Genomic DNA, 25,051 nt, shown 5'->3' on the forward strand with positions numbered 1-25,051 from the left:
TATGCCTAAATTCACTTGTAACCTAAAAAAATATAGACAATTAAAAGAATTAACTCAAGAACAATTAGCAGAAAAAGTAGGAGTTAGAAGAGAAACCATTATGCGTTTAGAAGCAGGAAAGTATAATCCTTCTTTGAAATTAGCAATAGATATATCAAAAATAGTAGATACACCTATTGATGAATTGTTTATTTTTGATTAGTTTTTGCATTATTAAAAATGTGTTTTAAATACAAACTTAAATTCAATTTTTAAGTCACTCCTGACAGAGGGGCTTTTTATTTTTTCAGATAATTTAACGTTCATATATAAATTTATTAATTTTTCAGCTAGATATGTTGAATAATAACTAATTCTATTGTATTATTAATCTGTAGAATAAAACTAAATCGGCAAAACTAGAGAAATTTAGTGACGCAAAGCTATAGGGACTAACGCTTATAAAATAAGTTATGTCAGCCAGTTGCCAAAAAGATATTTTCTTTTTGTTTTTCATGAAAGTTTTTTAGGGGGATAAATACATTATGTTTAGAGATAAAATGGATAAATGTACACATATGTTAACTGCTTATATTGGTAGTTCATATGATTATTGTGATTTTATAGATACACAGTTAGATGATTTTATATTAGAGTACGGAGAAAAAGTTGTGGAATCTTGCTTGCATCAAGTGATGGTATTGGTAAGTAAGTATAATTAGACAGATTTTTTTCTAGAAAACCCTTTTTAGTTTTATCTACATTTACATTAATATATTGGTAATATAAAATGTTTAAATTTATTTTCATATTAAGAATAAATAAAAATGTTAACTAAAAATTATAATTAAATAGACATTTATGTTAATCTATGATACAATAGTATTTGTGGTAATACACAAGTAAATCAAGTATATCTTGATATAGGTTAATAGGAGTATTTTTAATGAATAATGGAATAGTAAAATGGTTTAATAATGAAAAAGGATTTGGATTTATATCAATGGAAAGTGGAGATGACGTATTTGCTCATTTCTCAGCTATACAAACTTCAGGATTTAAATCATTAGAAGAAGGTCAAAAAGTAAGCTTTGATATAGTTAAAGGCGCTAGAGGTCCTCAAGCAGAAAATATAACTATATTATAATATATAGATTTTTCGGAAAGACTCTTTTAAGAGTCTTTTTTTTATTTACGCATTTTGTAAAAAAGGAAAAAATAACTTCAACAAAAAAATACTTAAAAATAATACTTAGTCTAAATACTTTTTATAAAATAAATCTGACAAAAATATATTTATAAAGTATGTACTTAAACCTACAAGTACTCTTTTAATTAGAATATATAGTAATATAATAATTTTAGTTGTGGCACATCAAAATTTTCAACTATCTCATAAATACATACTCTTTCTTTTGTATTCAATTCTGATATAATACTTTTAGTAATTTGTTAATAAAAAGCAATTAAAACATATCTATATGTTTCAATGTTCTATTTTTTCACTGAAATATAATAAATATAAAATTAGTTAAAAAGTAAAAAATCTACAATAAGTTAATTTGATTTAAGTTTTTAAATTTAAAATACTTTAAAGTATTAATAAAAATTAAAAATAAAATAACTACCTATGGAAATGACATTATGAATAGATTTTTTCTTAACTATACATAACAAAACATAACAAAACATTATAAAACACAACAAAAACTTAGACATCGTTTTCTTAGTATGATATACTAAAAAAGAATTTACACTAATTTAATAAGGGGGAATATCTTATGTTTAAAAAACTTTCAGTACTAGCTTTAGCTATGATTATTTCATTAAGTATTACTGCATGTAATTCTAAAGAAAACAAAGCTAATGATGAATCTAATACTAAAGTGACAACAGCTGATGATTCAAAAGAAAAAGAGACTCTTTTTGTCTATTCAGGGGCAGGTTTAAAGAAACCAATGGATGAAATAGCAAAAAAATTTGAGAAAGAAAATAATGTCAAAGTTGAATATAGCTATGCAGGTTCTGCACAGCTAATAGCTCAAATTGAGACAAGTCACAAAGGAGACGTATTTATTGTTGGTTCTGAACCAATTTATTCAAAGGCCTTTGAAAAAGAACTTGTAGGTGAACATAAAACGGTTGCACATCATACACCTGCAATAGTTGTACCTAAAGGAAATCCAGCTAATATTCAAAAATTGGAAGACTTAAATAAAGATGGAGTTAAACTTATTTTGGGAGACAAAGAGTCTAATGCTATAGGTAAGACTACACAAAAAATACTTGAAAAAAATAATTTAAAATCTATAAATGATAATGTTGTCTCTACAGCTGCAACTGTAAATGAAATGATTGTACAGTTAACATCAAGTAAAGCTGATGCTACAATAGCCACAAAAGATTCGGTCTTTGGTAATGAAGATGTAGAAGTTATAGAAATTGCCCAAGATAAAAATATAGACCAACTCATATCAGCAGGAATCGTAAACTATAGTGATAAAAAAGATTTAGCTAATAAATTTATAAATTATATAGAGTCAGACGAAGCTAAACAGATATTTAAAAAATATGGTTTTGAACCTGTTAAGTAGTGATTAAACTTGAAAAATAAATTTTTTACTACTCTACTTACTGGATTTTTTGCTATAGTCTTTTTGTTTATTGTATCACCACTTCTTATGTTAATCATTAAAGGGATAAGTTATGTTCCTATATGCTTAAAATCAGTGGAAGTACAGTATGCAATAACACTTAGTATTAAAACATCTTTAATATCTACTATAGTATGCCTTTTATTAGCTATTCCAGTAGCATATTTTTTACATATTACTAAATTACCATTTAAAAAACTGATTATACAGATAATAAATCTCCCTATGTCTCTTCCACACTTAGTATCAGGAATTGCTCTTTTACTTTTGTTTGGAAGAATGGGGATTGGAGATTCCATTTATAAGATTTTTAAGCTTGATTTTATATTTACAAAGCAAGGTATAGTTTTAGCACAAATATTTGTAAATCTTCCACTTACTATTAAAATACTTCACACTTCATTAAATGAAAGTAATGAAAAGATGATATTTGTTGCACGTACCCTTGGATGTAATAGTTGGGAAGCATTTAGATTTATAATTCTTCCAAATCTAAAAACTGGAATCATATCTGCAACTGTAATGACTTGGTCAAGAGCACTTGGTGAATTTGGTGCAGTAGCTATGATAGCAGGTTCTACACGTATGAAAACTGAAATTATTCCTACATCTATATATTTAAATATGTCTACTGGTGATATAGACATTGCTATCGGAATAGCTGTAATTTTGATATTTCTCTCACTTACATGCTTGATGCTTTTTGAGATATTTTTTAATAGAGAGGTTGATAAGAATTAATATGTTAAAAATAAAAAATTTATCTCTTGATTTACCTAATTTTAAATTACAAGAAAATAGTTTAAATATTAATAATCATGAATACTTTGTTTTATTAGGAGCTAGTGGGTCAGGTAAAACTCTATTTCTAGAAACATTAGCAGGAAGATATCCATCTGCTAAAGGAAATGTATCATACAAAGAAAATTTAATATCAAACTTACCTCCAGAAAATAGAAATATAGGATTTGTATATCAAAATTTTGAATTATTTCCAAATATGAATGTTGAAGATAATATAAGGTTTCCACTTAAATTGAGAAAAATACCTATAGATGAACAGATTCTTAAGGCTAACCACTTGTCTAAATTAATGCAGATAGAAGATATAAAAAATAGGTATCCTAAAAATTTAAGTGGAGGCGAAAAGCAACGAGTTGCTTTTGCACGTGCCTTAATAGCTGAACCTGATATATTACTTTTAGATGAACCTATGAGTTCATTGGATTATATTACAAAAAAACATATAAGCAAAATTTTGAAGGATGTCTACATAAAATACAAACCAACAGTGATTCATGTTACTCATGATATTTCTGAAGCAATGTTTTTTGCTCATAAGATAGGAATAATGAACAATGGAAAAATAAATCATATTTTTGATTTAAATGAAGAAATAAAAAATAAAGGAGAATCTTTTTTCTATGAATATATTTGATATTTTGAGAGATTATCTATTAGTACAAGTCGATAAATATAATTTAAATATGGATATGATAAGTATTGTGTCCAAATCTCTATCTTCAAAAGAAGCAATTGGAAATACTAAGCGTAAAGATTTCCCAATTATAGTTGGTAAAGAAATAATGCTTGAAGCTGACTTTAAAGGAGCTAAAGGACAAGCATTTACTTCTACTCCATCTACATTTGAAGGTTCTTTAAAAGACATATTATCATTAGATTTACATGACAATTCTCATGATAGAAGTCTTTTTATAGCATCATTAAATGCAGTTATGAAATACTTAGGCAAGACGGATAGAACCATTCATTGTAAAAATAACGAGCCAGAGGTATGTGCAAAAAAATTCCCTGAGTTTATAAAAATGGAATTTGGTAATCCAAAAGTAGCAATTATAGGATATCAACCAGCCATAATTGATAATATTAAGGACTTTTTCGAAACAAGAGTATTAGATTTAAATCCTGAATTTGTGGATACTATTCAATATAATGTTAAGATTGAAGATGGTATACGAGATTATGAAGATGTAATATCTTGGGCTGATTTAGTGATTTGCACAGGAAGTACATTATGTAATAACTCAATTATAAATTTTCTATCACTTAACAAACCAGTTTACTATTATGGAACTACGATAGCTGGTGCATCAAATATTTTAGGTTTAAAAAGACTCTGTTTTTGTAGTAAATAAGCAATCATATCATCAAGGAGTACACAAATATATATGTGTACTCTTTAAATTTAAAAAGTTATTACTTTTATTCTAAGTACTAAAGTAAAATTCTATTAAAATGAATCCCGAATAAATGTACAATCCCTTTAAATCTCAATTCCTATCAATCATTAATATTTTGATTAGTCTTATACATAAATGTTTTCTTTATTTTAAACTAATAAAAAAATTTTATTCCATTAATCTACTCTATATTTTTCAGCATTTAAGAAATAATTTTTAGTACTTTGTTTGATAATATAACTAAGACAACCTTTCAGGAGATGATTAAATGACATTTAAGAATAAAAAATTTACTATAAATAAATATAAAATTCTATCTATTATTCTAGTTTTATGTTTGATTTTAACCGCTTTTAGTAGCTATGTGAATTATAGTCATAAAAAATTTAAAGATTATGTTGTCTTCTATGTTCAGCATCAAGATGATGAAGTGTTGTGGGCTGGGAGTGCTATTGTTAATGCTATAAAAGAAAGAGGAAAAAATCATGTATTTGTGGTTTTAGTATCTACTGGATGTGGTATATCCGTCTTTGATAAATATAAAAAATATGAAAACCTAACAAATATACAAAAATCAGAATATAGAAATAGAGAATTTTTAGCTTCTCTTAATAGCCTTGGTGTAATAAGGGAAAATATAATATTATTACCAGAAACAAATACAAATGGTAATACTGACTTCAATTACATGGAAAAAATTGCTCTTACATTTGAAGAAAAATTTAAAAATGTAACTCATATAGCACATACTTATAAATTAGATGACCATTTACAACATTTAAAAAATGGTTCTGTTATCCAAAATTTATATAATGCTGGTAAAATAAAAGATGCTAAATATTTTGTAAAACCTAAATTTGCTGATAAAATAACTTTTAATAATAAGATAGTTTATAAAGCTCATTCTACTGAGGACTATGAAAAGGTTAAAAATGCCTGTCAACAATACAAAATTGTTGATGAATTAGAATATAGAGAAGGTATTGGCTATAAGTCTGACCATAAATCATTTGATAAGTTATTAAATAATAAAGATGTTCCTGCTATACTTCATACACCTAATTTATAAGAAATATTTATTCTTTAATTTAAGTTATAAAAAGGAAATTATTTGAGATTTTGTGATATAGCACTTTTTGTGCTATACTACTTTTTCTCATACAACTATTACCCATATCTAATTTCATCATCTCTTAAAATATATAAAGATATCATCATTAAAACCTATAAGCCTTATTAAATGCTTTATACATACCTACATTAAACTACCTGTTTATATTAAACTACATTAAAATAAATATTTGTTATAAATTCTTAATAATTATGAAACTCATTTGTTATTTATATTTGTTAATATATGTTTAAACCTAAAAAATTAATAAACCAAAATAACATAAGAAGTGTGATAGATTACCCTAGATATTTTCATAAACTTTTACCTTCAGATTAATATGGGCGTCTATACTTTTAAATTTACTATATGCATTGACAATATATTAAAAGTACTAGTTTTTATTTCATAATGAACGGGCTTACTGTTTTCTAATACCTCTTTTTGGTATAAAATAAAAATTGGTTAAAAATAAAATTTCAAGGGGGTTAATAAATTGAATCAAAATATATTGGTTGTAGATGATGATAGAGAGATAGTTGATGCTATAGAGTTCTATTTGAGACCTGATAACTTTAATGTTTTAAAGGCATATGATGGACTTGAAGCATTGGACATACTAATCGAAAATGATATTAAATTAATAATAATGGATGTAATGATGCCCAATTTAGATGGGCTTAAAACTACACTTAAAATAAGAGAAAAAAGGAATATACCAATAATTCTCTTATCTGCAAAATCAGAAGATATGGACAAAATTATAGGTCTTAATATGGGTGCTGATGACTATATAACTAAACCATTTAATCCACTAGAACTTACTGCTCGAGTAAAATCTCAACTTAGAAGGTATATAAATTTAGGTGATTTTAGTAATACAAATAACTCAAATGATACTAATTATATTCTAAAAAGTGGTGGCCTAGAGCTAAATACAGATACAAAAATAGTTTCTTTAGATGGTGAGGAAATTAAAATGACACCACTTGAATATAAAATACTTACACTTCTTATGTCACGAAAAGGTAAAATTTTCTCTTCTCATGAGATTTATGAAAATGTCTGGAATGAGGATGCTTATAGTTGTGAGAGAACTATTGCTGTTCATATTAGAAGAATTAGAGAAAAGATTGAAATTAATCCAAAAGAACCAAAATATTTAAAGGTGGTGTGGGGCATTGGTTACAAAATTGAAAAACTTAATTATTAATGATTCTAAAGCAAAATTTATTTTATTATTATTACTGTTTCTATTAGTTTCTATATTATTTGAAGCAGTTTATGATTTGAATAATAACTTTTCTAATATTAATTATTATTATAGAGAGTTTGCTCTCCCTCATTTTTATTTTTTCGGTACTCCTGTACATTTGTCAAAAGTAGAATTAGAGTTTGTCTGCATAGGTATTATATTATCAAGTTTTTTATTGACTATACTATGTTTTACATTGTATAAAAAAAATAAACAAACTAAAGTCAAATTCTTAGAGAATGTCATAAACCTTTTTTCTAAGGTAAAAATAGAACTTACACTTATATTAACTTTGATACTATTAACCTTAAGGTTTCATGCATTTACAAGTAATAAAATGTTTTACAACACTAATTTAATAATCTACAATTTTATAATTATATCTATAGTCTATATAATATATGAAAATATTAAATATAATAACTATAATCTAAAAGATATGTCTATAACATATGTATTCTTTTCAAACTTACTTAGTATGTATAATAAAAAAACTATAAATAAAAAATTAGCTATAGTATTTTTAATATCTATAGTTGTACAAGCTATTATCCAATATCTTGTTTTGATATTCTTTATGTATATATATTATGCTGAGGCAATAGCTATAGTAATTTTATTTACACTTGTAAACACAGTTTTTCATTTTTATATATACAACTTTTTATCTGTTAAGTTTAATTACATAAATAACATATCAAAAAATATAAAAAATATAGAAAATGGCAATTTAAAGTATAAATTAGAAGTTATAGGAGATGATGAAATATCTACTTTAGCCAAAAGTATAAATAATATAACAGGCGGTCTTGAAACTGCTGTAGATGCTAATATAAAAAATGAAAGGATGAAGGCAGAGCTTATCACAAACGTATCTCATGACTTAAAAACTCCACTTACATCTATATTAAGCTATGTTGATATGTTAAAAAATAATGACTTTGACAGAGAGACTATAAATGACTATATAAATATTTTAGATAAAAAATCACAAAGATTAAAATTATTAATAGATGACATATTTGAAGCATCTAAGCTAAGTAGTGGAGATGTAGAATTTAATATAACAAAAACCGATATAAGAGAACTTTTAATTCAAAGTATTGTAGAATTTGAAGACAAAATTCAAAATAGCAGTTTAGATTTTATAATAGAAACACCTGAATATGCTGTTTTTACCATGATAGATGGTAAAAAAACTTGGAGAGTTTTTGAGAATCTAATTTGCAATATACTAAAATACTCTATGCCTAACACTAGGGTCTATATAGATATGTTTATAAAGGAAGAAAATATAATATTAACGTTTAAAAATATTTCAAATGATAAACTAAATCTAAAACCAGAAGAGTTAATAGAAAGATTTAGAAGGGGTGATATATCTAGAAAAACAGATGGCTCTGGTCTTGGTTTATCAATTGCTCAAAATATAATTGAATTAGAAAATGCACACATGGAAATAATTATAGATGCTGATTTATTTAAGGTAATGCTTACTTTTAGAAGAGTTAATTGATATATTAATATAAAAATATATTTTAAGTTATTTAAACAAGAAAAAAACCTCCTTAGAGGTCTTTTTCTAAATGTTGGGGTTTATATTTACATATTTTTTGATTATACCTTTTTGGTGTGATATTAATACATTTTAAATTATATTTCTCTATAATTCATCACATATTTCATCTCTCTGTATCTATAATATCACATAGTGTTTCCATAATCAGTTACATCTCTGTTACCTAAGATTACAATTTTGTAATATTTGTAATCTTAGGTACAAATTTACATTTATTCTTCAATATAAATATATTCTTTCTATTTACCCTAAAGACCTTTTAAATCATATTTTTCTAAGAAAAGTTTTAACTTAGAATAAATTTGTTCTGCTCCGCCAATTTTATTTGATTCAATATTTAAAGCTAATAATGGTTCATGTAGTGATATTCTAAGTAAAAACCATCCATCTCCATTTGATTCATCACAATTAACTCTTATGCCTTCAAAATTATTTGGTGCTACAGACCATCCATCAATACTCTTAACATGAGAATCTAAATCTTTTAATATATCCTCTGCATATGTTCTAAAATCTTCTTTATTAATGCCTATTCTAACTTCTTTCTCTTCTTGAGCTTCTTCAAGGTTTTCTATCAATTCTTCTATAGTCTTTCCTTCCAAGGATAGCTTTGCTACTTTTATTAAAATTTTAGCTATTAAATATGCCCCATCATCTAAGAAATAATTTTCTTTTAAAGCAGCATGTCCAGACGTTTCTATAGCTAAATGGCACTCTTCACCTTCACTATTTAATCTTATAGCTTCATTTATTACATTTTTATATCCTCTTTTAAATCTATGATGTCTTCCTTGTAATTCATTTATAAATTTAGCAAGTCCTTCAGAAGTAATCGAATCTGTTACTATAGCTGTTTTTGGATGTTCTTCTAATACTATTGATGATATAACAGCTATAAGAGCATTTTTATTTATTGGTTTGCCATTTTTACCTACAATAGCAGCTCTGTCTACATCTGTATCAAAGATTATTCCTAGGTCGCTCTTATTATCCAACACAGCTTTACATATGCTTTCCATTGCTTCTTTGTTTTCGGGATTAGGTATATGATTTGGGAACATACCATCTGGGTTCAAAAACTGACTACCTGTCGTATCTGCTCCCAGTATGTGTAAAACTTTTTCAGCAAAGAATCCACCAGCCCCATTTCCTGCATCAACCAATATCTTAAGCCCAGAAAAAGGCTTTTCATAATTTTTACTTGAATTTACACCTTTTCTAATTTTATCTATCAATAAATTAGAATAATCTTCTATTAAATTTTTTACTATAACTTCACCTTTTTTATTTACTTCCTCATAGTCTACACTATCATTTTTAACAGCTATATCCAACATCTCTTTTATATCAGTTTTTTCTAAACCTCCACTTTCTGTGAAAAACTTTAAACCATTATAGTAATAAGGTAAGTGACTTGCTGTAATCATAATCGCCCCATCAGAATTGTATCCATCCATAATAGTTGTCATAAACATAGCTGGAGTTGTGGCAATCTCACAATCAATTACATTACAATCATCATTAGTTAAAGTTTCAATAACAGTACTTCTAAATTGGCTTCCTGTTATCCTAGAATCAGTTCCTATGGCAACAGTTACTTTATCTTTCTTAGTCTTTTCTTTTAACCAAATATGAAACGCTTTAGCTATTTTTTTTACTTCTTCTACAGTTAGGTTAACTTCTTTAGAATCATTTTCATACGCTATTCCTCTAATATCAGTACCATTTTGTAGTTTATATAGGTCTCCCATAAAAAATTCTCCTTACTCAACCAAAATTTTTATTAAATATTATAAAATTTCTTGTTTCCACCTAAATTTTTACTATTAAACAGAAACATATTATAATTTTATTACATGGTTACTTTATACTTTCTTTTAGTTCTTCTATTTTATCTTTATATGAAATTGGAGGCTTATCATTAAATAAAGCTGAAGTACCAACAACATATATATCTACTTTTTTACCATTCATAAGTTTAATAGTATCCTTATTTATATTTCCATCAACCTCTATAAATGGAGGATTATCATAATCTTTTAGTATCTCTGTAAGTTTATCCAACTTATCCAATACAGAAAGATTAAACTTTTGACCTGCAAACCCTGGATTTACTGTCATTACTAAGATACCCTCAACTAAACTTATATATTCTTCTATTTTATCCACACTTGTTTGAGGGCTTATTGCTAACACTGGCCCTATACCATAATTTCTTAACTTTTGTATATCAGCTTTTACATTTGTACTTGATTCTACATGAAAAGAAATATATTTTGGCTTTATATAAGACATCATATCAATATATTTATCTGGAGTTTCTGTGGCTAAGTGTATGTCTAAAGGTATTGTTGTATTTTCACTTATTGATTTTAATAACTCTGGTCCCATAGCCAAGTTTTTAACAAATATTCCATCCATAACATCACAATGAAGTAATTTTACACCTGCTTCTTCAAGAGCTTCTAATTCCTCTTTTAACTTCATTTGGTCTGCACACATTATTGAAGCACAAATAATAGACATAACGCTCCCCCTTGTTATAAATTATATATTTATAAATTTTCTTTTTCTATATCATCAATCATTTGTAATCTTCTTGCATGTCTTTCTCCATTATAACTTGAATTTAACCATTCTTCAACAATTCTCATTGCTAATCCTTTCCCAATAACTCTTTCTCCTAAACAAAGTACATTTGTATTATTGTGTTCTCTAGTTGCCTTAGCTGAAAAACAGTCAGAAACAACAGCTGCTCTGATTCCTTTAAACTTATTTGCTGCAATAGACATACCTATTCCTGTTCCACAACAAAGTATGCCTAAATCAGATTTTTTACTTTGAACATTTTGACTTACCTTTTTTGCATATATTGGAAAATCTACACTTTCTTTTGAATTTGTACCCACATCTTCAACTTCTATACCTTTATTTATTAAATTTTCCTTTATATATTCCTTTAATTCATAACCACCATGGTCACATCCAATAGATATTTTCATTAAATAGCACCTCTTTTTATAATTTTTTTGATTACTTTCAGACTATTTTATAATTATCATAAAAATAAAGTATTGTAAAAATAAAGCTGTCCCATTGTAGAAATTTCTTTCTATTTTTAAGACAGCTTTAATTGACTTATGTCAAATCAATTTGTTATTTAGATATATTTATATCTATAATAACTCTTTTATATTTTTTACTATATCTTCTGTAGTTAAACCATAGTGTTTTAATAAATCAGCTGGTGTACCTGATTGACCAAATACATCTTTAACACCAATTCTTCTAACTACTACATCTTTAGTTTCTGCTAAAGCTTCACATACAGCTGAACCTAAACCACCTATTATACTGTGCTCCTCTGCTGTAACTACTTTTCCAGTTTTCTTAGCAGTTTCTTTTATTAATGCTTCATCTAATGGTTTTATTGTAGATATATTAACAACTTCTACATTTATACCTTCTTTAGCAAGTTCTTCTGCTGCTTCTAAGGCTTTTGCTACCATTATTCCTGTAGCTATTACTGTTATGTCAGAACCTTCTCTTAAAACAGTTCCTTTTCCTATTTCAAATTTATAATTTTCACTGTTTACATCAGGAGTTGCAGCTCTACCTAATCTTATATAAACAGGTCCATTATAATCAATAGATGCAAGAATAGCTTGTCTTGCTTCTAAAGCATCTGCTGGATTTAATACAACCATATTTGGTATACCTCTCATTAGAGATATATCCTCTATAGCTTGATGGCTACCACCATCTTCACCTACTGTTACACCTGCATGAGTAGCTGCTATTTTTACATTTAAATTTGGATATGCTACAGAGTTTCTTATTTGCTCATAGCCTCTTCCTGCTGCAAATATTGCAAAAGTACTCGCAAAAGGTATTTTTCCACAAGTAGCAAGACCTGCTGCTGTACCAATCATGTCACCTTCTGCTATCCCCATGTCAAAAAATCTATCTGGGGCAACTTCTTTAAATGATATACTTTTTGTAGCTTTTCCTAAATCTGCATCTAATACTACTATATCTTTATTTTCTGCAAGTTCTTTTAACACTTGTCCGTAAGCTTCTCTAGTTGCTATTCCCATTCCTATAGACCTCCTTCTAAATCTTTCAATGCTTGCTCTGCTTGTTCTGCATTTGGAGCTGTTCCATGCCATGCAGCATTATTTTCCATAAATGAAACACCTTTACCTTTTACTGTTTTAGCTATTATTACAGTTGGTTTTCCTGTAACTTTTTTAGCTTCATCAACTGCATTTCCTATTTCTTCAAAAGAATGTCCATTTATTACTATTACATTCCATCCAAAAGATTTGAATTTGTCATCTACTGGATTTACATTCATTACTTCTTCATTAGAACCATCTATTTGTAATCCATTTAAGTCAACAAATGCAATTAAATTATCTAATTTGTAATGTGATGCTGTCATTGCAGCTTCCCATATTTGACCTTCTTGGATTTCTCCATCACCTAATATAGTATATACTGTATAGTCTTTGTTATCTAATTTTCCTGCAAGTGCCATACCATTTGCTGCAGATAGCCCTTGACCAAGAGAACCAGTAGACATATCGATTCCTGCTACTTTTTTCATGTCTGGATGACCTTGTAACTTAGAACCAAATTTTCTTAGTGTTATTAATTCTTCTTCTGGGAAAAATCCTTTTTCTGCTAATGTAGCATATAAAGCTGGTGCTGCATGACCTTTTGATAGAACAAATCTATCTCTATCAGCCATTTTTGGATTTTCTGCACATACGTTCATCTTATCAAAATATAATACTGTCAACATATCAGCTATTGATAATGAACCACCTGGATGTCCGCTTTTAGCTTCTGCAACCATTTTTATTATGTTTTTTCTAATATTATTAGAATGATCTCTAAGAGTGCTCATACTTTCTTCCTCCTGTTATTTTTTAAGACCTTACATTTTTTTATCCTACAGTAGATTTTACAATTTTTTTTAAAATAATACAAATGTTTTTTTAAGATTTTACTGCTACTTTTATTTCTTCCCCGTTCATTAAAGCTGTAATACCTTCTTTAAATTCGTCTAAACCAACAGTTCTAGTAACTAAAGCTTCTGTATTTACTTTCCCATTTGCCATTAAATCTAATGCTGTAATCCAAGAACTTGGCTTTTGAGACCTGCTTCCTATATATTGTAACTCTCTTTGGATTATTGCTTCTTGGTCCATTTCATTTAATTTTTTAGCAAAGATTCCAACTTGTACGAAAGTACCTTTTTTTCTAAGCAGTCTTAAGGCTTCGTTAACTGCTGGCATAAACCCAGAACAATCAAATCCTTTGTTTACTCCATTTCCATCAGTCATTTCATTCACTACATCTGCCAAACTTTCTTTCATTACATTTACAGTTCTATCTACTCCAAGATTTTTAGCTATTTCTAATCTTTCCTTATCTTTTGTAACACCAGACATTATAACTGTAGCACCTTGAGATTTAACAACTTGAGCTAATAATAAACCAATTGGTCCTGGTCCTATTATTAAAACTGTATCAGAACTTTCTATAGTAGTCTTTTCAAGAGCTGCATGAACACAACAAGCTAGTGGCTCTGTAAGGGCTGCTGATAATAAAGATACATTTTCAGGAAGTACATGTATGCTTTCTTCTCTTGATAATACATACTCAGCAAAACTTCCATTTACTTGAGTACCAATACCTTTTCTAGTTGGGCATAAGTTATAATCTTTAGTTTCACAATATATACATTTCTCACAAGTTGCAAAAGTAGTCTCTGATGTAACTCTATCTCCTACTTTTATATTTTTAACATCTTCTCCTACTTCTACAACAATTCCAGAAAATTCATGACCTAATGTTACTGGGGCTTTTATATTTGCATATTCACCTTTAAATGAATGTATATCTGAACCACATATACCACTATATTCTACTTTTATTTTAACCTTGTCTCCTGTAGCTTTTGGTTCTTCTACTTCTAAAACTTCTACATTATCATAGCCTGGTTTAGTTTTAACTACTGCTTTCATTATTTTTCAACCCCTTGTGGTAAAATTAATATTTTGTTAAATTCTTCTTTTCTATCTCTTATCATTTCAAATGCTTTGTAAGTATCTTCAAGTGAGAATCTATGAGATACCATTTCTTTTAATTTTATCTTTCCTTCATTAACTAGATTGATTCCCTTAGTCCATTCTTGTCCTGGAAATGGTGCAGAATAAGAGTTCCAAAAACCTTTTAATTCTAGTTCTTTTCTAAATATATTTTCAAATGCTTCTTCTGATAAAGTTATATCTGAATATGCTATCCCTAAAAATCCTATCTTACTTTTCTTTTTAGTTATAAGTAAACATTGTTCTTGAGTTATTTTTGAACCTGCACATTCAAGAGCTATGTCAACACCTTTTCCACCAGTAAGTTCTTTTATTTTTTCTACTGGGTTAATATCTTTAGCATTAATTATTATATCAGCCCCTAATTCCTTTGATTCTCTTAATTTATTATCAGATATATCAACTGCTATAATTGTTCCTGCCCCTGCTATTTTAAGTCCTTGTATTACCAACTGCCCCATTGTTCCACTACCCATTACAGCTACAGTGTCTCCAACTTGAACACCTATATTAAGTACTCCATGCATAGCAACTGCTAGTGGCTCTATCATTGCAGCATCTTCAAAGTTCATATCTCCTATTGGAAGTACATTTGTAGCTTTTATATTTACATACTCTGCAAAAGCTCCAAAACTTTTAGCTCCTAACATTCCATGGTTATCACACAATGAAAATAATCCTCTTTTACAATATTCACATTCATTACAAGGTATAAAAGGAATTGCAACTACTCTATCTCCAACTTTTACATTTTTTACATCCTTACCAACTTCAGCAATTACTCCAGAAAACTCATGTCCTGGTATAGCTGGAACTGGATATTTCCAATGTTTTAATACTCTTGGAGGATCTGACCCACATATTCCTGCTGCCATAACTTTTATTTTTACTTCATCACTTTCACATGGTTTTATTTCTATATCTTCAAATCTCATATCATTTGTGCCATGTAATACTGCTGCTTTCACGATAAATCTCCTCCTCTTGTATTTTGTATTTTTAAAAATTTATAAAAAATATTACTCTTTTTTAGTAGCTGCTAAATGTTAAATTTTCGCATACTTTACTAAAAAAGAGTAATCTCTATTAACTACATACTAGAATATTCCAAATGAAGAAACTAATTGAGATAATTTCAATATTCCCCATTTTAGCAAGTTTCCACCTGTATCTATACTTGTAACCATTGTTGTTCCTTCTGGCATCATATTTGCTTGTTGTAATAATTGTGTATGAACATCTGCAAAGTTTGTAGCCATATAAAGTGATATAGCTATTACTATTGTTCCTGTTATAACTGATTGAACTATATTACCTTTTCTAAAACACACTATAAATGCCATATAAAATGGTATTGTCGCTAAGTCTCCAAATGGTAAAACTTTGTTTCCTGGTAGTATAACTGCTAAGAACAAAGTTATAGGAACAAGTATAAGAGCTGTTGATATAACTGCTGGATGTCCAGTTGCTACTGCTGCATCCAGACCTATATAAAGTTCTCTGTCTCCATATTTTGCTTGTAAGAAATCTCTTATTGATTCTGAAATTGGAATTAAACCTTCCATTAATATTCTAACCATTCTAGGCATAAGTAACATTACTGCACCCATTGATATACCTACATTGAATATTCCTGCTACATCATATCCCGCAAGTGCTCCAAGTATTATACCTAGTATAATCCCCATCATCATTGGTTCTCCAAATATACCAAATCTTTTTTGTATAGAGTCTGGGTCTGCTTGTATTTTATTTATTCCTGGTATTTTTTCAACAAATTTACCTACTAAATATCCAAGTGGAGCAAATGAAGCTGTTGAACCAGTTGGTAATGCTATACCTTCTAAATCATAAAACTCCTGAACATTTTTTGCTGTCTTTTCTGCAATAAACAGTACTAATAACTCCATTAGTATTGCACAGAATATAGCCCAAACATAACTTCCTGTTACTATATATCCAACTGCACCTGCTACTATAAAGTGCCAATAATTCCATATATCAACGTTTAATATCTTTGTTTTATTGAAGTATAATAATAGTAAGTTTACTAATAAACAAACTGGTATTAATATTGGTGCAACTGGTGAAGCCCATGTTGCTGATGCTGTTGTTGGCCAACCAACATCTATTACTGTTAAATTAAGTCCGAATCTTTCAACCATTCCTTGAGCCGCTGGCCCTAGTGTTGATGTTAATAGGTTTACAACTAAGTTTATACCCACAAATCCTATACCAATTGTAAGACCTGACTTTAAAGCTTTTGTAAACTTAATTCTAAATATCATTCCTAGTACTACAATTGTTATTGGTAGTATTACTGTCGGTCCCATATTTAAAATGTATTGTACTACTGCTAATAATTTATCCATTTATAAATCCTCCTTTTTCTGTTTTATAAAATATTATTTCAATGTATCTATGATAGGATTATTTTAAAGCATCTAATATTTTTTTATCTAATGCTGCTGTATTTACTCCAGTTATATATGCTGTTGCTTTTATTGCTGGTATATTATAAGTTGTTGGTAGTATAGTTGTTGATACTATTAAATCTGCTCCTTCTTGCTTTGTTGCACATTCAGCTATTTTGCATTGTATAACTTCTGCTTGTATATTATTTTCCTTAACTAATCTCTCTACCTTGTCACAAACTACTGTTGATGTTGCTATTCCTGCTCCACATGCTACTAATATTTTTTTCATTTTTATTTCCTCCTAATAATTTTTATTTTTATATTTTTTATTTTTAGTACTTTTTTATTTTTATAAAGACTTTAGTGTCTTTAAAACTTCTTCTTTATCAGTAGAACTCATCAACTTATCAACTAACTCTTTATTTTGCATAATTCCCATTAATTCTGTTAATACAGATAATTGACTGTGTGGTTGATTAAGTCCTAATACGAAAGCCAAATTTACAGGTACTTTTTCATCTTGGTCTTCCATAGAACTAAACACTACTGGTTCATTAAAAGTACAGACTGATATAAATTGCTCTTTAATATATTCTGCATCTGTATGTGGTATTGCTACTCCATAATCTCCTAAATTTAAACCTGTTGGAAATACATTTTCTCTTGCTAATATTTTTTCTCCAAATTCTTCTTTTACAAAGCCTAAATCAAAAACTTTATTATGTATTTCTTCAAAGAAATCTTCTTTCGTTTTACAATCCATTTTAAGGTCTATAACTTTATCACTTACAAAATTTATAAACTCCATATTTACACCTCCTAATTGCCTTTGTCTTATACCTTAGTTTTTCTTGACTTTATATAAAGCATGTTGTGTGCCAAAAAGTGGCTTTTTTTGTGAAACAAAAGAAAATGTTTTCCCAAAAATAATGCTCTCTTCCAGGATTTTAGCTGACTTTCATTGATAAATTTTTTTTGATTTTTATTTTAATTTTTACTTGTTAATCACTTAACTAGCCATACTTTTTTATATTTTTTGTGGTTTTTTTTGTTAGAGAAATGATTTTTTTGTTTTTTACAAATGGTTTTTTATGTTTAACAACTATTTTATAAAATTATTTATTATGAATTTAATTTATTTTTATATATTCTATATTTTATAAGAAATATAGGAAAAATTCTCATAGAATTGTCCAATAAAATTTACTTTTTACATAAATAAATTCATATATTTTATTTACCAAGAAAAAAGCTAATTCTATAAAATCATATAAATAAATTTCATAGAACTAGCCTTATATAGAGTAATTAACTACTTAACAATTGAGTAGTTTTAAATTTTATACTAAAGCAAATTTTTTTGTCTTTCTTCTCGGTACTAATAATTAGCTTAAAAGTTCTTTTATTTCATTTTTATCTTCAGTATTTAATAAAACTTCTAAAGTATGCTGGTCATTAATCTTTGAAAATAAGCTTCGTATTTCTTTCTTATTATTTTCTTTAAGTGCCAGTAGTACCACCAAATCCACCATAAATTTATTGTCCCATACTATAGGTTTATTCAACCTCGCGATTGCTATTGCAGGCTTTATAACGTTTTCTGGAAGTCCATGTGGCACGGCTACCTTAGAGGCCATTACAACACTTCCCATTGCTTCTCTTTTATATACACTTAATATATACTTTGAGTCAACATATCCACCTTCTTCAAGTTTTGAAACAAGAGTATCAATTATATACTCCTTTGAAATTCCTTCAAAATTGTATAAAATCAAATCTTCATGTATTAAATTATTCAACTGGTTTTCAATATTTAAAGCTGGTTGTTTACTATTTAAATGCTCTAATACTTTATTAATACCATTTTTACCAAGTACCTCATTATAAGAAATAAAAGGCACGTTTTTATAATCTATATCAATAGTTCCACAGATAGCAATAATATTATATTCAGATTCAATATCATTTAACTCTTCTTCTAAATTATTATTTAAAAAAGCAACTGGCTTTACTTCAATTAAAGTGTCATATTCCTTAATTTGTTTTTCTATATGCTCTTTTAAATTTAAAGCTGTACCTACACCACTCAAACATAAAGTAATGATTACATTTTTCTTTCCATACTCGTTTTTTCTGTAACTAAATTTATTTGTATTTATCATAGCATAATTCTTATTTTTCTTTAAATCAGCTATTATACCATCTAAACTTTTCCCTTCAATGGTTGCAAGTTTTCCTGCTTCCATTGCCAATAATGTATCTACTCTATTTACAGTTTTACATCTAATTCCAAGCCTTTTTTCAACCTCATCACCAAGAATTACCAAAGAACCCATATCAATTAGAACTAGAATACCTTTTCTAGCTTCTATCTTTTGAAGTTCTTCTAATACATGCTCTATCCCCTCTGATGGTGAATCTGTAAGTGCTATTTCTATACCTAGTGTACATTCTATACCTAAAATATGATTTACAACTTTAGACATTTCAATTCCAACTTTACCATGCGTAACTATTACTACTTTAACTTTATCTTTTATACTTTCCTCATTATAACAAAATTTATTTATATAATAAGCCAAATATCCAAGCTCATCTTCTGGAAATGTTACTTGTGTCAAATCTTCTACTATACCCATTATATATCTTGACAACTCATATTCCATTGGCATTGATGCTTTTATTTTATCTAAACTCGGATTTATTATAGTTTTTCCATCTTTTATCCTACCTATAGCATGCTCAATATGAATTGCTAGAGCCAAGTACAGACCTTGATTTACATGCTTAAACTGCTCCTTAATAAATACAATTACCTTATCCATTATCTCCAGTGTAGACTCTTTTAATTGTCCTCCCCAGTCTATTCGACTTCTTCTATCAGATAAATTTTTATTGTTTTTAATAGCATTAAACTTCTTATCTAACTTTTCTATAAATGCATTTTTTAACTCTTCTTCTGAAAAGCACTTACTTTCCAAAACCTTAAGCTCTTTTTCTGCATAATTATATATCTCGCTTATCTCATTATCAGATAAAATTCTATTTTTTCCACTCACCAATTCACTAATATCTATATATATATCCTCAACTGAAAACTCAGAATACTTTTCATTTTTACAATTACAATCATAATATCCACTTTTTATATAATCCCTTAAACTATCTAAATCTATAATTACCTTATCGCTAGAAAATATCGATTTACTAAAAGCTCTAGCACAAGTTACTTGTATATCACTCTTTAACTGACCTATATTTCCAGTACACTTATAATTCATAAGTGCACACATAACTTCTTTAGTTATTATAAAATTCTTGTTTACTCGCTTTGCTTCTCTTTCAAAAAACTTTATTATTATTTCATATCTTTCAGATTTTGGTCTTTCACTCATATTAGGTAAATTTATTACCATTGGTATACGTCTTCTAAATGTTTGAAGTAAATTAGAATCTGGATTTTCTGTTGTAGCACTTATTATGAGAACATTTGCCTTTCTATTAGAACTACTTTCTCCTAACCTTCTAAATTCTCCTCTATCTATTAATGAAAATAAGATTTCTTGCCCAGCAGCAGGCAATCTATGAATTTCATCTAAAAACAATATTCCATTATTAGCTTGTTCTACAAGACCTTCTCTATTTGCATCTGCTCCTGTATATGCACCTTTTACTACCCCAAAGAGTTGAGCTATCAATAGATTAGGATTTTCTGCATAGTCTGCACAGTTAAACACTATAAATGGGCTGTTCTCTTCTTTAATGTTGTTTTTTATAGCATATTTATACATACATGTAGCTAATTCACTTTTACCTACTCCTGTTTCTCCATATATTATAGTATGAAGGCCATTAGGAGGATACATTATTGCTGACTTAGCTAGATTTACCTTTTCTTTCAAACTTCCCTTTATACCTATCAATTCTTCAAATCCATCTTCTTCTACAACTTTACTCACCTTCACATACTTTCCTGATGATGCTGGGTCTTTATCCTTAATCCCAATCTTTGACTGATTTAAATTTTCCTCTTTTAATAATTTTGAAACTGCACTTCTCGATATATTATATCCATTTTCTATTAATATTTCAGTTATTTTTCTTTCAGACATTTGAGGATTTTCACTTACAATTTTTGATATATCTTTTATTAATATTTTTTTTCTTCTTTCTCTCGAATCTAAAATATTATTTTTTTTCCTAACTGATATCACTTCAGACCTAGCTACATTTAACATTTCAGCAAGTTCTTGGTCAGTATATGGATTTTTTTTATCTTCTCTTTGTATCTCTCTTAATATTTTATCCATTTTTCGCCTCCTCACTTAAAAAATTAATCTATTTCAATAATATGTTTCAATATATTATACACCAAAATAAGACTAGGCAAAATAGCCTAGCCTTATTACTTAGAATTTCCATAATAACCTCTTTAATATAATTATAAAGCGTAGTTTATAATTATAATTTTAAAGAAGCACCTTCCCAATCCTTCATAAAGCTATCTATTCCTTTGTCTGTCAAAGGATGCTTAATCATTTGGTTTATAACTTTAAGAGGAACTGTTGCTATATCTGCTCCCATTCTAGCAGCTTGTAAAACATGTATTGGATTTCTAACACTAGCAACTATTATTTGAGCCTCAATACTATTTACACTAAATATATCAACGATTTCTTCAATTAAATCAAGACCATTTTGTGATATATCATCCAATCTACCAACAAAAGGACTTACATATGTAGCTCCAGCTCTAGCAGCTAAAAGAGCTTGTCCAGCAGAGAATATAAGCGTTACATTAGTCTTTATACCTTTACTTGATAGTACTTTCACCGCTTTTAGACCTTCTGCTGTCATAGGTATCTTTATAACTATATTTTTATGTATCTTAGATAATTTTTCTGCTTCCTCTATCATACCTTTATGTTCTAAACTTATTACTTCTGCACTTATTGGTCCATCTACTATTTCACTTATTTCTTTAACTACCTCTATAAAATCTCTACCTTCTTTAGCTATTAGAGACGGATTAGTAGTTACACCACATATTACACCTAAATCATTTGCTTCTTTTATTTCTTCAATATTGGCTGTGTCTATAAAAAATCTCATAAAAAATCCTCCATAATTACATAGTTAAAATATGTGCTAAACACAAGTATATAATATCATAAATTACCTAAATTTTACAGTTCCATTATCTATAGATTCAACTACTGCCAAAGACTCTAATCTTACATCATTAGCCTTTAAAAGTGCTCCTCCAGCTTGAAATCCTTTTTCAATGACAATTCCTACTCCAACTAAGTTAGCTTCTGCTTGCTCAATTAAATCTTTAAGTCCAAGAGCAGCTCTTCCATTTGCCAAAAAATCATCCACTATCAATATATTTTCGCCTTTGTTTATGTACTTTTTAGAAACTTTAACTGAATACTCTCTTGCCTTAGTAAATGAATATACATTAGTTTCATATACATCTTTATCCAAATTTTTAGATTCTGATTTTTTTGCAAATACTACAGGTGCATTATCAAAATACTGTGAAACAATTGATGCTATAGCTATTCCTGAAGCCTCTATTGTAAATATCTTATCCACCTTTTCTCCTTTAAATCTCTCTTTAAATTCTCTTCCTATTTCATTTAAAAAAGCTACATCAATTTGATGGTTTAAAAAACTATCAACTTTTAGTATATCATTTCCTGAAACACTGCCTTCTCTCAATATCTTTTCTTGTAAAGCCTTCATTGAACTTCCACCTAGCCCTTTCTAAAATTATATTAATAAAAAAATTATATTTGTTCTAATTTTGCTATCTATTCTTGTAAGTATTTTATATTAAAATACTAAAAAAGCTCCTGTCTATATCATAGACAGGAGCTTAAAATTCAAAGTAATTAACTTAATATATAATTTAAAATAAGTATAAACTATATCTTCTTCACTCCTGTAGTCAAGCTATTAATGGTAGCTTAGTAGAAACATTTGAACCATATTATCAAACATATACAGGTAAATATATTAATTTATTCCTTTTAATTATATATTATAATTCTCTATTATTCAACAAATAATTCAAACTGTGTAGAATAATATATTATAGTTACTTTATCAGAACTACTTTTTTTCAAGTAAATTTATAAATTTTTCATAAATATATAACTTTTTTCGATATTATTTAAAAGTTCTTCGTCATTGCTTATATTAGCTATTTTAGCAACGGCTTTTTTTACCCCAATAGACTTTATCAACTCTTGTAATTCTACACTTTGAGTATCTTCACTATTATTATAATGAAGCGCTGCACCTATTCCAAGAATCAAATTATCAACTGATAATCCATATGATTTTGCTGTCATTAAAGGTTTAATCAATCTATCTTTATCACTTAGTTTTCTTAATGGTTCCCTTCCGACTCTTAATACATCATCATTAAGATATGGATTTTTAAATCTATTTAAAATTTTATCAATATATTTATAGTGCACTTCTGAGTCAAAATTGTATTTTTTAATCAATCCTTCTCCACTTTCTACCATTGCACTTTTGACTATATCACAGATAAATTTATCTTTTATACTCTCTTCTATAGTCTTATATCCTTTTAAATATCCTATATAAGCTGTTATAGCATGACCTGTATTCAGTGTAAACAATTTACGTTCTATATAAGCCATAAGATTATCAGCTAAATTCATTCCAACTATAGTTGGTATTTCCCCTTTAAATCCTTGTTTTTCAACATTCCACTCATAAAAATTTTCAACTGTTACATCAAGAGGATTTTCGTTTTTACCAGGAGGAACTATTCTATCAACTGAACAGTTTGGAAAACCAACATACATCTCTAAATATTCTACTTCTTCCTTATTTAAATACTTAAGTACCTCTTCTTTTAAAGAAGAACTTGCGTATATTGCATTTTCACATGCTATTATATTTAGATTACTTGTTAATCCCTTTTCTTTTCTAGCCTTTATACCTTTTGCAATTGTAGAGGCTATTTTAGTCAAAACTAAAGGTCCAACTGCTGTAGTTATTATTTCAGCCTGTACAATCTCATCTATTATTTCTTCTTTTATAGATGAAACCGCACTTATATTATCAATTACTTCATCTATACATTCTACATCTCTTATGTGTATAGTATACTTTTTATCTTTGTTTATTGAGTTTAATATATCCTCATTTACATCAGCAAATACTACATGATAACCCGACTTAACTAACAAGCCTCCAATAAAACCTCTTCCAATATTTCCTGCTCCAAACTGAATTGCCTTTTTCATTTTAAATCCCTCCTAAGATTAGTTGGCAAAAGCTTCCATAAAAGCTTGTTTGTCATTTGAATTTTTTAGTCTTTCTGTTAAGTCATCATCTAAAACTACTGCTATATTAGATAGTATTTCTAAATGTTCATCTCCAACACCAGCTATTCCTATTAATAAATATGCTTTTTCTCCATCAAAATCTATACCATTAGGGAATTGTAATATAACTATTCCAGAAGATAATATTTCTTTTTTTGCTTCATTTACACCATGTGGAATAGCAACTCCCATTCCCATATATGTAGTCATTACTTTTTCTCTTTCTAACATTGCTGGTATATATTCTTCTTTTACATATCCATTTTCAACTAATTTTCTTCCTGCTAAAGTTATAGCTTCTTCCTTTGAAACACTATCTAACCCTAAAAATATATTATTCTCATTCAATACTTTACTCATAGTATC

Annotated in this window: 25 protein-coding genes and 2 riboswitches; of the genes, 10 read left to right on the top strand and 15 right to left on the bottom strand. The window is 27.9% G+C overall.

The window, feature by feature from the left end; all coding sequences use genetic code 11:
* Position 1 precedes the first annotated feature (1 nt).
* The 10 genes from CDIF1296T_RS12185 to CDIF1296T_RS12230 all read left to right on the top strand — a co-directional run bounded on the left by CDIF1296T_RS12185 (position 2) and on the right by CDIF1296T_RS12230 (position 8,716).
* Positions 2 to 202 carry a helix-turn-helix transcriptional regulator gene (locus CDIF1296T_RS12185; RefSeq protein ID WP_004454608.1) on the top strand — a complete coding sequence of 67 codons (201 nt, stop codon included), beginning with the start codon at positions 2 to 4 and terminating at the stop codon, positions 200 to 202.
* Between the two features lie 179 nt (positions 203 to 381).
* Positions 382 to 471, top strand: a riboswitch (cyclic di-GMP riboswitch).
* A 53-nt stretch (positions 472 to 524) separates the two neighbouring features.
* Positions 525 to 701, top strand: a complete 177-nt coding sequence (locus tag CDIF1296T_RS12190; protein WP_009890506.1) for a hypothetical protein — start codon at positions 525 to 527, stop codon at positions 699 to 701.
* Between the two features lie 224 nt (positions 702 to 925).
* Entirely contained in the window at positions 926 to 1,126 is a 201-nt protein-coding gene (locus CDIF1296T_RS12195) for a cold-shock protein (RefSeq protein ID WP_003423148.1), read from the top strand.
* 634 nt (positions 1,127 to 1,760) lie between these two features.
* Positions 1,761 to 2,573, top strand: a complete 813-nt coding sequence (gene modA, locus CDIF1296T_RS12200; protein WP_004454609.1) for a molybdate ABC transporter substrate-binding protein — start codon at positions 1,761 to 1,763, stop codon at positions 2,571 to 2,573.
* A gap of 9 nt (positions 2,574 to 2,582) precedes the next feature.
* Complete coding sequence (locus CDIF1296T_RS12205) at positions 2,583 to 3,374, top strand: ABC transporter permease (protein ID WP_009897495.1); 792 nt, start codon at positions 2,583 to 2,585, stop codon at positions 3,372 to 3,374.
* A 1-nt stretch (position 3,375) separates the two neighbouring features.
* A complete protein-coding gene (locus CDIF1296T_RS12210) occupies positions 3,376 to 4,071 on the top strand; it encodes an ATP-binding cassette domain-containing protein (protein WP_009893573.1) in 696 nt (231 codons plus the stop codon).
* Positions 4,058 to 4,789 (top strand): Rossmann-like domain-containing protein, encoded by a 732-nt coding sequence (locus tag CDIF1296T_RS12215; RefSeq protein WP_009897498.1) that lies wholly within the window; start codon positions 4,058 to 4,060, stop codon positions 4,787 to 4,789. Before CDIF1296T_RS12210 ends, CDIF1296T_RS12215 begins: the two co-directional genes overlap by 14 nt.
* Positions 4,790 to 5,102: 313 nt before the next feature.
* A complete protein-coding gene (locus CDIF1296T_RS12220) occupies positions 5,103 to 5,903 on the top strand; it encodes a PIG-L family deacetylase (protein ID WP_004454616.1) in 801 nt (266 codons plus the stop codon).
* A 538-nt stretch (positions 5,904 to 6,441) separates the two neighbouring features.
* Positions 6,442 to 7,158, top strand: a complete 717-nt coding sequence (locus CDIF1296T_RS12225; protein WP_004454617.1) for a response regulator transcription factor — start codon at positions 6,442 to 6,444, stop codon at positions 7,156 to 7,158.
* The gene (locus tag CDIF1296T_RS12230; RefSeq protein WP_009903140.1) at positions 7,127 to 8,716 is read left to right on the top strand and encodes a HAMP domain-containing sensor histidine kinase; all 1,590 of its coding nucleotides are present in this window, start codon (positions 7,127 to 7,129) and stop codon (positions 8,714 to 8,716) included. Before CDIF1296T_RS12225 ends, CDIF1296T_RS12230 begins: the two co-directional genes overlap by 32 nt.
* 311 nt (positions 8,717 to 9,027) lie before the next feature.
* Here CDIF1296T_RS12230 and CDIF1296T_RS12235 read toward each other — a convergent pair whose 3' ends face one another.
* The 15 genes from CDIF1296T_RS12235 to CDIF1296T_RS12305 all read right to left on the bottom strand — a co-directional run bounded on the left by CDIF1296T_RS12235 (position 9,028) and on the right by CDIF1296T_RS12305 (position 25,045).
* A complete protein-coding gene (locus CDIF1296T_RS12235; protein WP_009897501.1) occupies positions 9,028 to 10,530 on the bottom strand; it encodes a phosphohexomutase domain-containing protein in 1,503 nt (500 codons plus the stop codon).
* Positions 10,531 to 10,639: 109 nt separating this feature from the next.
* The gene (locus CDIF1296T_RS12240) at positions 10,640 to 11,305 is read right to left on the bottom strand and encodes a ribulose-phosphate 3-epimerase (protein ID WP_003430699.1); all 666 of its coding nucleotides are present in this window, start codon (positions 11,303 to 11,305) and stop codon (positions 10,640 to 10,642) included.
* Between the two features lie 29 nt (positions 11,306 to 11,334).
* On the bottom strand, positions 11,335 to 11,781 hold the full coding sequence (gene rpiB / locus CDIF1296T_RS12245; RefSeq protein WP_003430700.1) for a ribose 5-phosphate isomerase B: 447 nt from the start codon (positions 11,779 to 11,781) through the stop codon (positions 11,335 to 11,337).
* A 174-nt stretch (positions 11,782 to 11,955) separates the two neighbouring features.
* Positions 11,956 to 12,876 carry a transketolase family protein gene (locus CDIF1296T_RS12250; protein WP_003430702.1) on the bottom strand — a complete coding sequence of 307 codons (921 nt, stop codon included), beginning with the start codon at positions 12,874 to 12,876 and terminating at the stop codon, positions 11,956 to 11,958.
* Between the two features lie 2 nt (positions 12,877 to 12,878).
* Entirely contained in the window at positions 12,879 to 13,691 is an 813-nt protein-coding gene (locus CDIF1296T_RS12255; RefSeq protein WP_003430704.1) for a transketolase, read from the bottom strand.
* A gap of 91 nt (positions 13,692 to 13,782) precedes the next feature.
* A complete protein-coding gene (locus CDIF1296T_RS12260) occupies positions 13,783 to 14,814 on the bottom strand; it encodes a zinc-binding dehydrogenase (RefSeq protein ID WP_009897503.1) in 1,032 nt (343 codons plus the stop codon).
* On the bottom strand, positions 14,814 to 15,866 hold the full coding sequence (locus CDIF1296T_RS12265) for a galactitol-1-phosphate 5-dehydrogenase (protein WP_009897505.1): 1,053 nt from the start codon (positions 15,864 to 15,866) through the stop codon (positions 14,814 to 14,816). Before CDIF1296T_RS12265 ends, CDIF1296T_RS12260 begins: the two co-directional genes overlap by 1 nt.
* Before the next feature lie 129 nt (positions 15,867 to 15,995).
* On the bottom strand, positions 15,996 to 17,270 hold the full coding sequence (locus CDIF1296T_RS12270) for a PTS galactitol transporter subunit IIC (RefSeq protein WP_003430710.1): 1,275 nt from the start codon (positions 17,268 to 17,270) through the stop codon (positions 15,996 to 15,998).
* A 58-nt stretch (positions 17,271 to 17,328) separates the two neighbouring features.
* Positions 17,329 to 17,604, bottom strand: coding sequence for a PTS sugar transporter subunit IIB (locus CDIF1296T_RS12275; RefSeq protein ID WP_003430711.1), 276 nt, complete (start codon positions 17,602 to 17,604; stop codon positions 17,329 to 17,331).
* Positions 17,605 to 17,664: 60 nt separating this feature from the next.
* On the bottom strand, positions 17,665 to 18,123 hold the full coding sequence (locus CDIF1296T_RS12280; RefSeq protein ID WP_009897512.1) for a PTS sugar transporter subunit IIA: 459 nt from the start codon (positions 18,121 to 18,123) through the stop codon (positions 17,665 to 17,667).
* Between the two features lie 577 nt (positions 18,124 to 18,700).
* A complete protein-coding gene (locus tag CDIF1296T_RS12285) occupies positions 18,701 to 21,625 on the bottom strand; it encodes a sigma 54-interacting transcriptional regulator (protein WP_009897518.1) in 2,925 nt (974 codons plus the stop codon).
* A 151-nt stretch (positions 21,626 to 21,776) separates the two neighbouring features.
* Positions 21,777 to 22,427: a fructose-6-phosphate aldolase gene (gene fsa / locus CDIF1296T_RS12290; protein ID WP_003423115.1), complete on the bottom strand. Its 651-nt coding sequence runs from the start codon at positions 22,425 to 22,427 to the stop codon at positions 21,777 to 21,779.
* 63 nt (positions 22,428 to 22,490) lie between these two features.
* Complete coding sequence (locus tag CDIF1296T_RS12295; protein WP_004454633.1) at positions 22,491 to 23,063, bottom strand: xanthine phosphoribosyltransferase; 573 nt, start codon at positions 23,061 to 23,063, stop codon at positions 22,491 to 22,493.
* Between the two features lie 182 nt (positions 23,064 to 23,245).
* Positions 23,246 to 23,347: riboswitch (purine riboswitch) on the bottom strand.
* Between the two features lie 105 nt (positions 23,348 to 23,452).
* Positions 23,453 to 24,604 (bottom strand): mannitol-1-phosphate 5-dehydrogenase, encoded by a 1,152-nt coding sequence (locus tag CDIF1296T_RS12300; RefSeq protein WP_009897524.1) that lies wholly within the window; start codon positions 24,602 to 24,604, stop codon positions 23,453 to 23,455.
* An 18-nt stretch (positions 24,605 to 24,622) separates the two neighbouring features.
* Positions 24,623 to 25,045, bottom strand: a complete 423-nt coding sequence (locus tag CDIF1296T_RS12305) for a PTS mannitol transporter subunit IIA (protein ID WP_004454636.1) — start codon at positions 25,043 to 25,045, stop codon at positions 24,623 to 24,625.
* Positions 25,046 to 25,051 lie beyond the last annotated feature (6 nt).

Source organism: Clostridioides difficile ATCC 9689 = DSM 1296 (assembly GCF_001077535.1).
Classification (GTDB): Bacteria; Bacillota; Clostridia; order Peptostreptococcales; family Peptostreptococcaceae; genus Clostridioides; species Clostridioides difficile.

Coding starts and splice junctions, on each gene's coding strand:
- CDIF1296T_RS12210 (WP_009893573.1), top strand. CDS start 3,376: ATGTTAAAAATAAAAAATTTATCTCTTGATTTACCTAATTTTAAATTA.
- CDIF1296T_RS12215 (WP_009897498.1), top strand. CDS start 4,058: ATGAATATATTTGATATTTTGAGAGATTATCTATTAGTACAAGTCGAT.
- CDIF1296T_RS12285 (WP_009897518.1), bottom strand. CDS start 21,625: ATGGATAAAATATTAAGAGAGATACAAAGAGAAGATAAAAAAAATCCA.
- CDIF1296T_RS12250 (WP_003430702.1), bottom strand. CDS start 12,876: ATGGGAATAGCAACTAGAGAAGCTTACGGACAAGTGTTAAAAGAACTT.
- CDIF1296T_RS12195 (WP_003423148.1), top strand. CDS start 926: ATGAATAATGGAATAGTAAAATGGTTTAATAATGAAAAAGGATTTGGA.
- CDIF1296T_RS12305 (WP_004454636.1), bottom strand. CDS start 25,045: ATGAGTAAAGTATTGAATGAGAATAATATATTTTTAGGGTTAGATAGT.
- modA (WP_004454609.1), top strand. CDS start 1,761: ATGTTTAAAAAACTTTCAGTACTAGCTTTAGCTATGATTATTTCATTA.
- CDIF1296T_RS12255 (WP_003430704.1), bottom strand. CDS start 13,691: ATGAGCACTCTTAGAGATCATTCTAATAATATTAGAAAAAACATAATA.
- rpiB (WP_003430700.1), bottom strand. CDS start 11,781: ATGAAAATATCTATTGGATGTGACCATGGTGGTTATGAATTAAAGGAA.
- CDIF1296T_RS12185 (WP_004454608.1), top strand. CDS start 2: ATGCCTAAATTCACTTGTAACCTAAAAAAATATAGACAATTAAAAGAA.
- CDIF1296T_RS12275 (WP_003430711.1), bottom strand. CDS start 17,604: ATGAAAAAAATATTAGTAGCATGTGGAGCAGGAATAGCAACATCAACA.
- CDIF1296T_RS12190 (WP_009890506.1), top strand. CDS start 525: ATGTTTAGAGATAAAATGGATAAATGTACACATATGTTAACTGCTTAT.
- fsa (WP_003423115.1), bottom strand. CDS start 22,427: ATGAGATTTTTTATAGACACAGCCAATATTGAAGAAATAAAAGAAGCA.
- CDIF1296T_RS12260 (WP_009897503.1), bottom strand. CDS start 14,814: ATGAAAGCAGTAGTTAAAACTAAACCAGGCTATGATAATGTAGAAGTT.
- CDIF1296T_RS12280 (WP_009897512.1), bottom strand. CDS start 18,123: ATGGAGTTTATAAATTTTGTAAGTGATAAAGTTATAGACCTTAAAATG.
- CDIF1296T_RS12220 (WP_004454616.1), top strand. CDS start 5,103: ATGACATTTAAGAATAAAAAATTTACTATAAATAAATATAAAATTCTA.
- CDIF1296T_RS12300 (WP_009897524.1), bottom strand. CDS start 24,604: ATGAAAAAGGCAATTCAGTTTGGAGCAGGAAATATTGGAAGAGGTTTT.
- CDIF1296T_RS12270 (WP_003430710.1), bottom strand. CDS start 17,270: ATGGATAAATTATTAGCAGTAGTACAATACATTTTAAATATGGGACCG.
- CDIF1296T_RS12235 (WP_009897501.1), bottom strand. CDS start 10,530: ATGGGAGACCTATATAAACTACAAAATGGTACTGATATTAGAGGAATA.
- CDIF1296T_RS12240 (WP_003430699.1), bottom strand. CDS start 11,305: ATGTCTATTATTTGTGCTTCAATAATGTGTGCAGACCAAATGAAGTTA.
- CDIF1296T_RS12295 (WP_004454633.1), bottom strand. CDS start 23,063: ATGAAGGCTTTACAAGAAAAGATATTGAGAGAAGGCAGTGTTTCAGGA.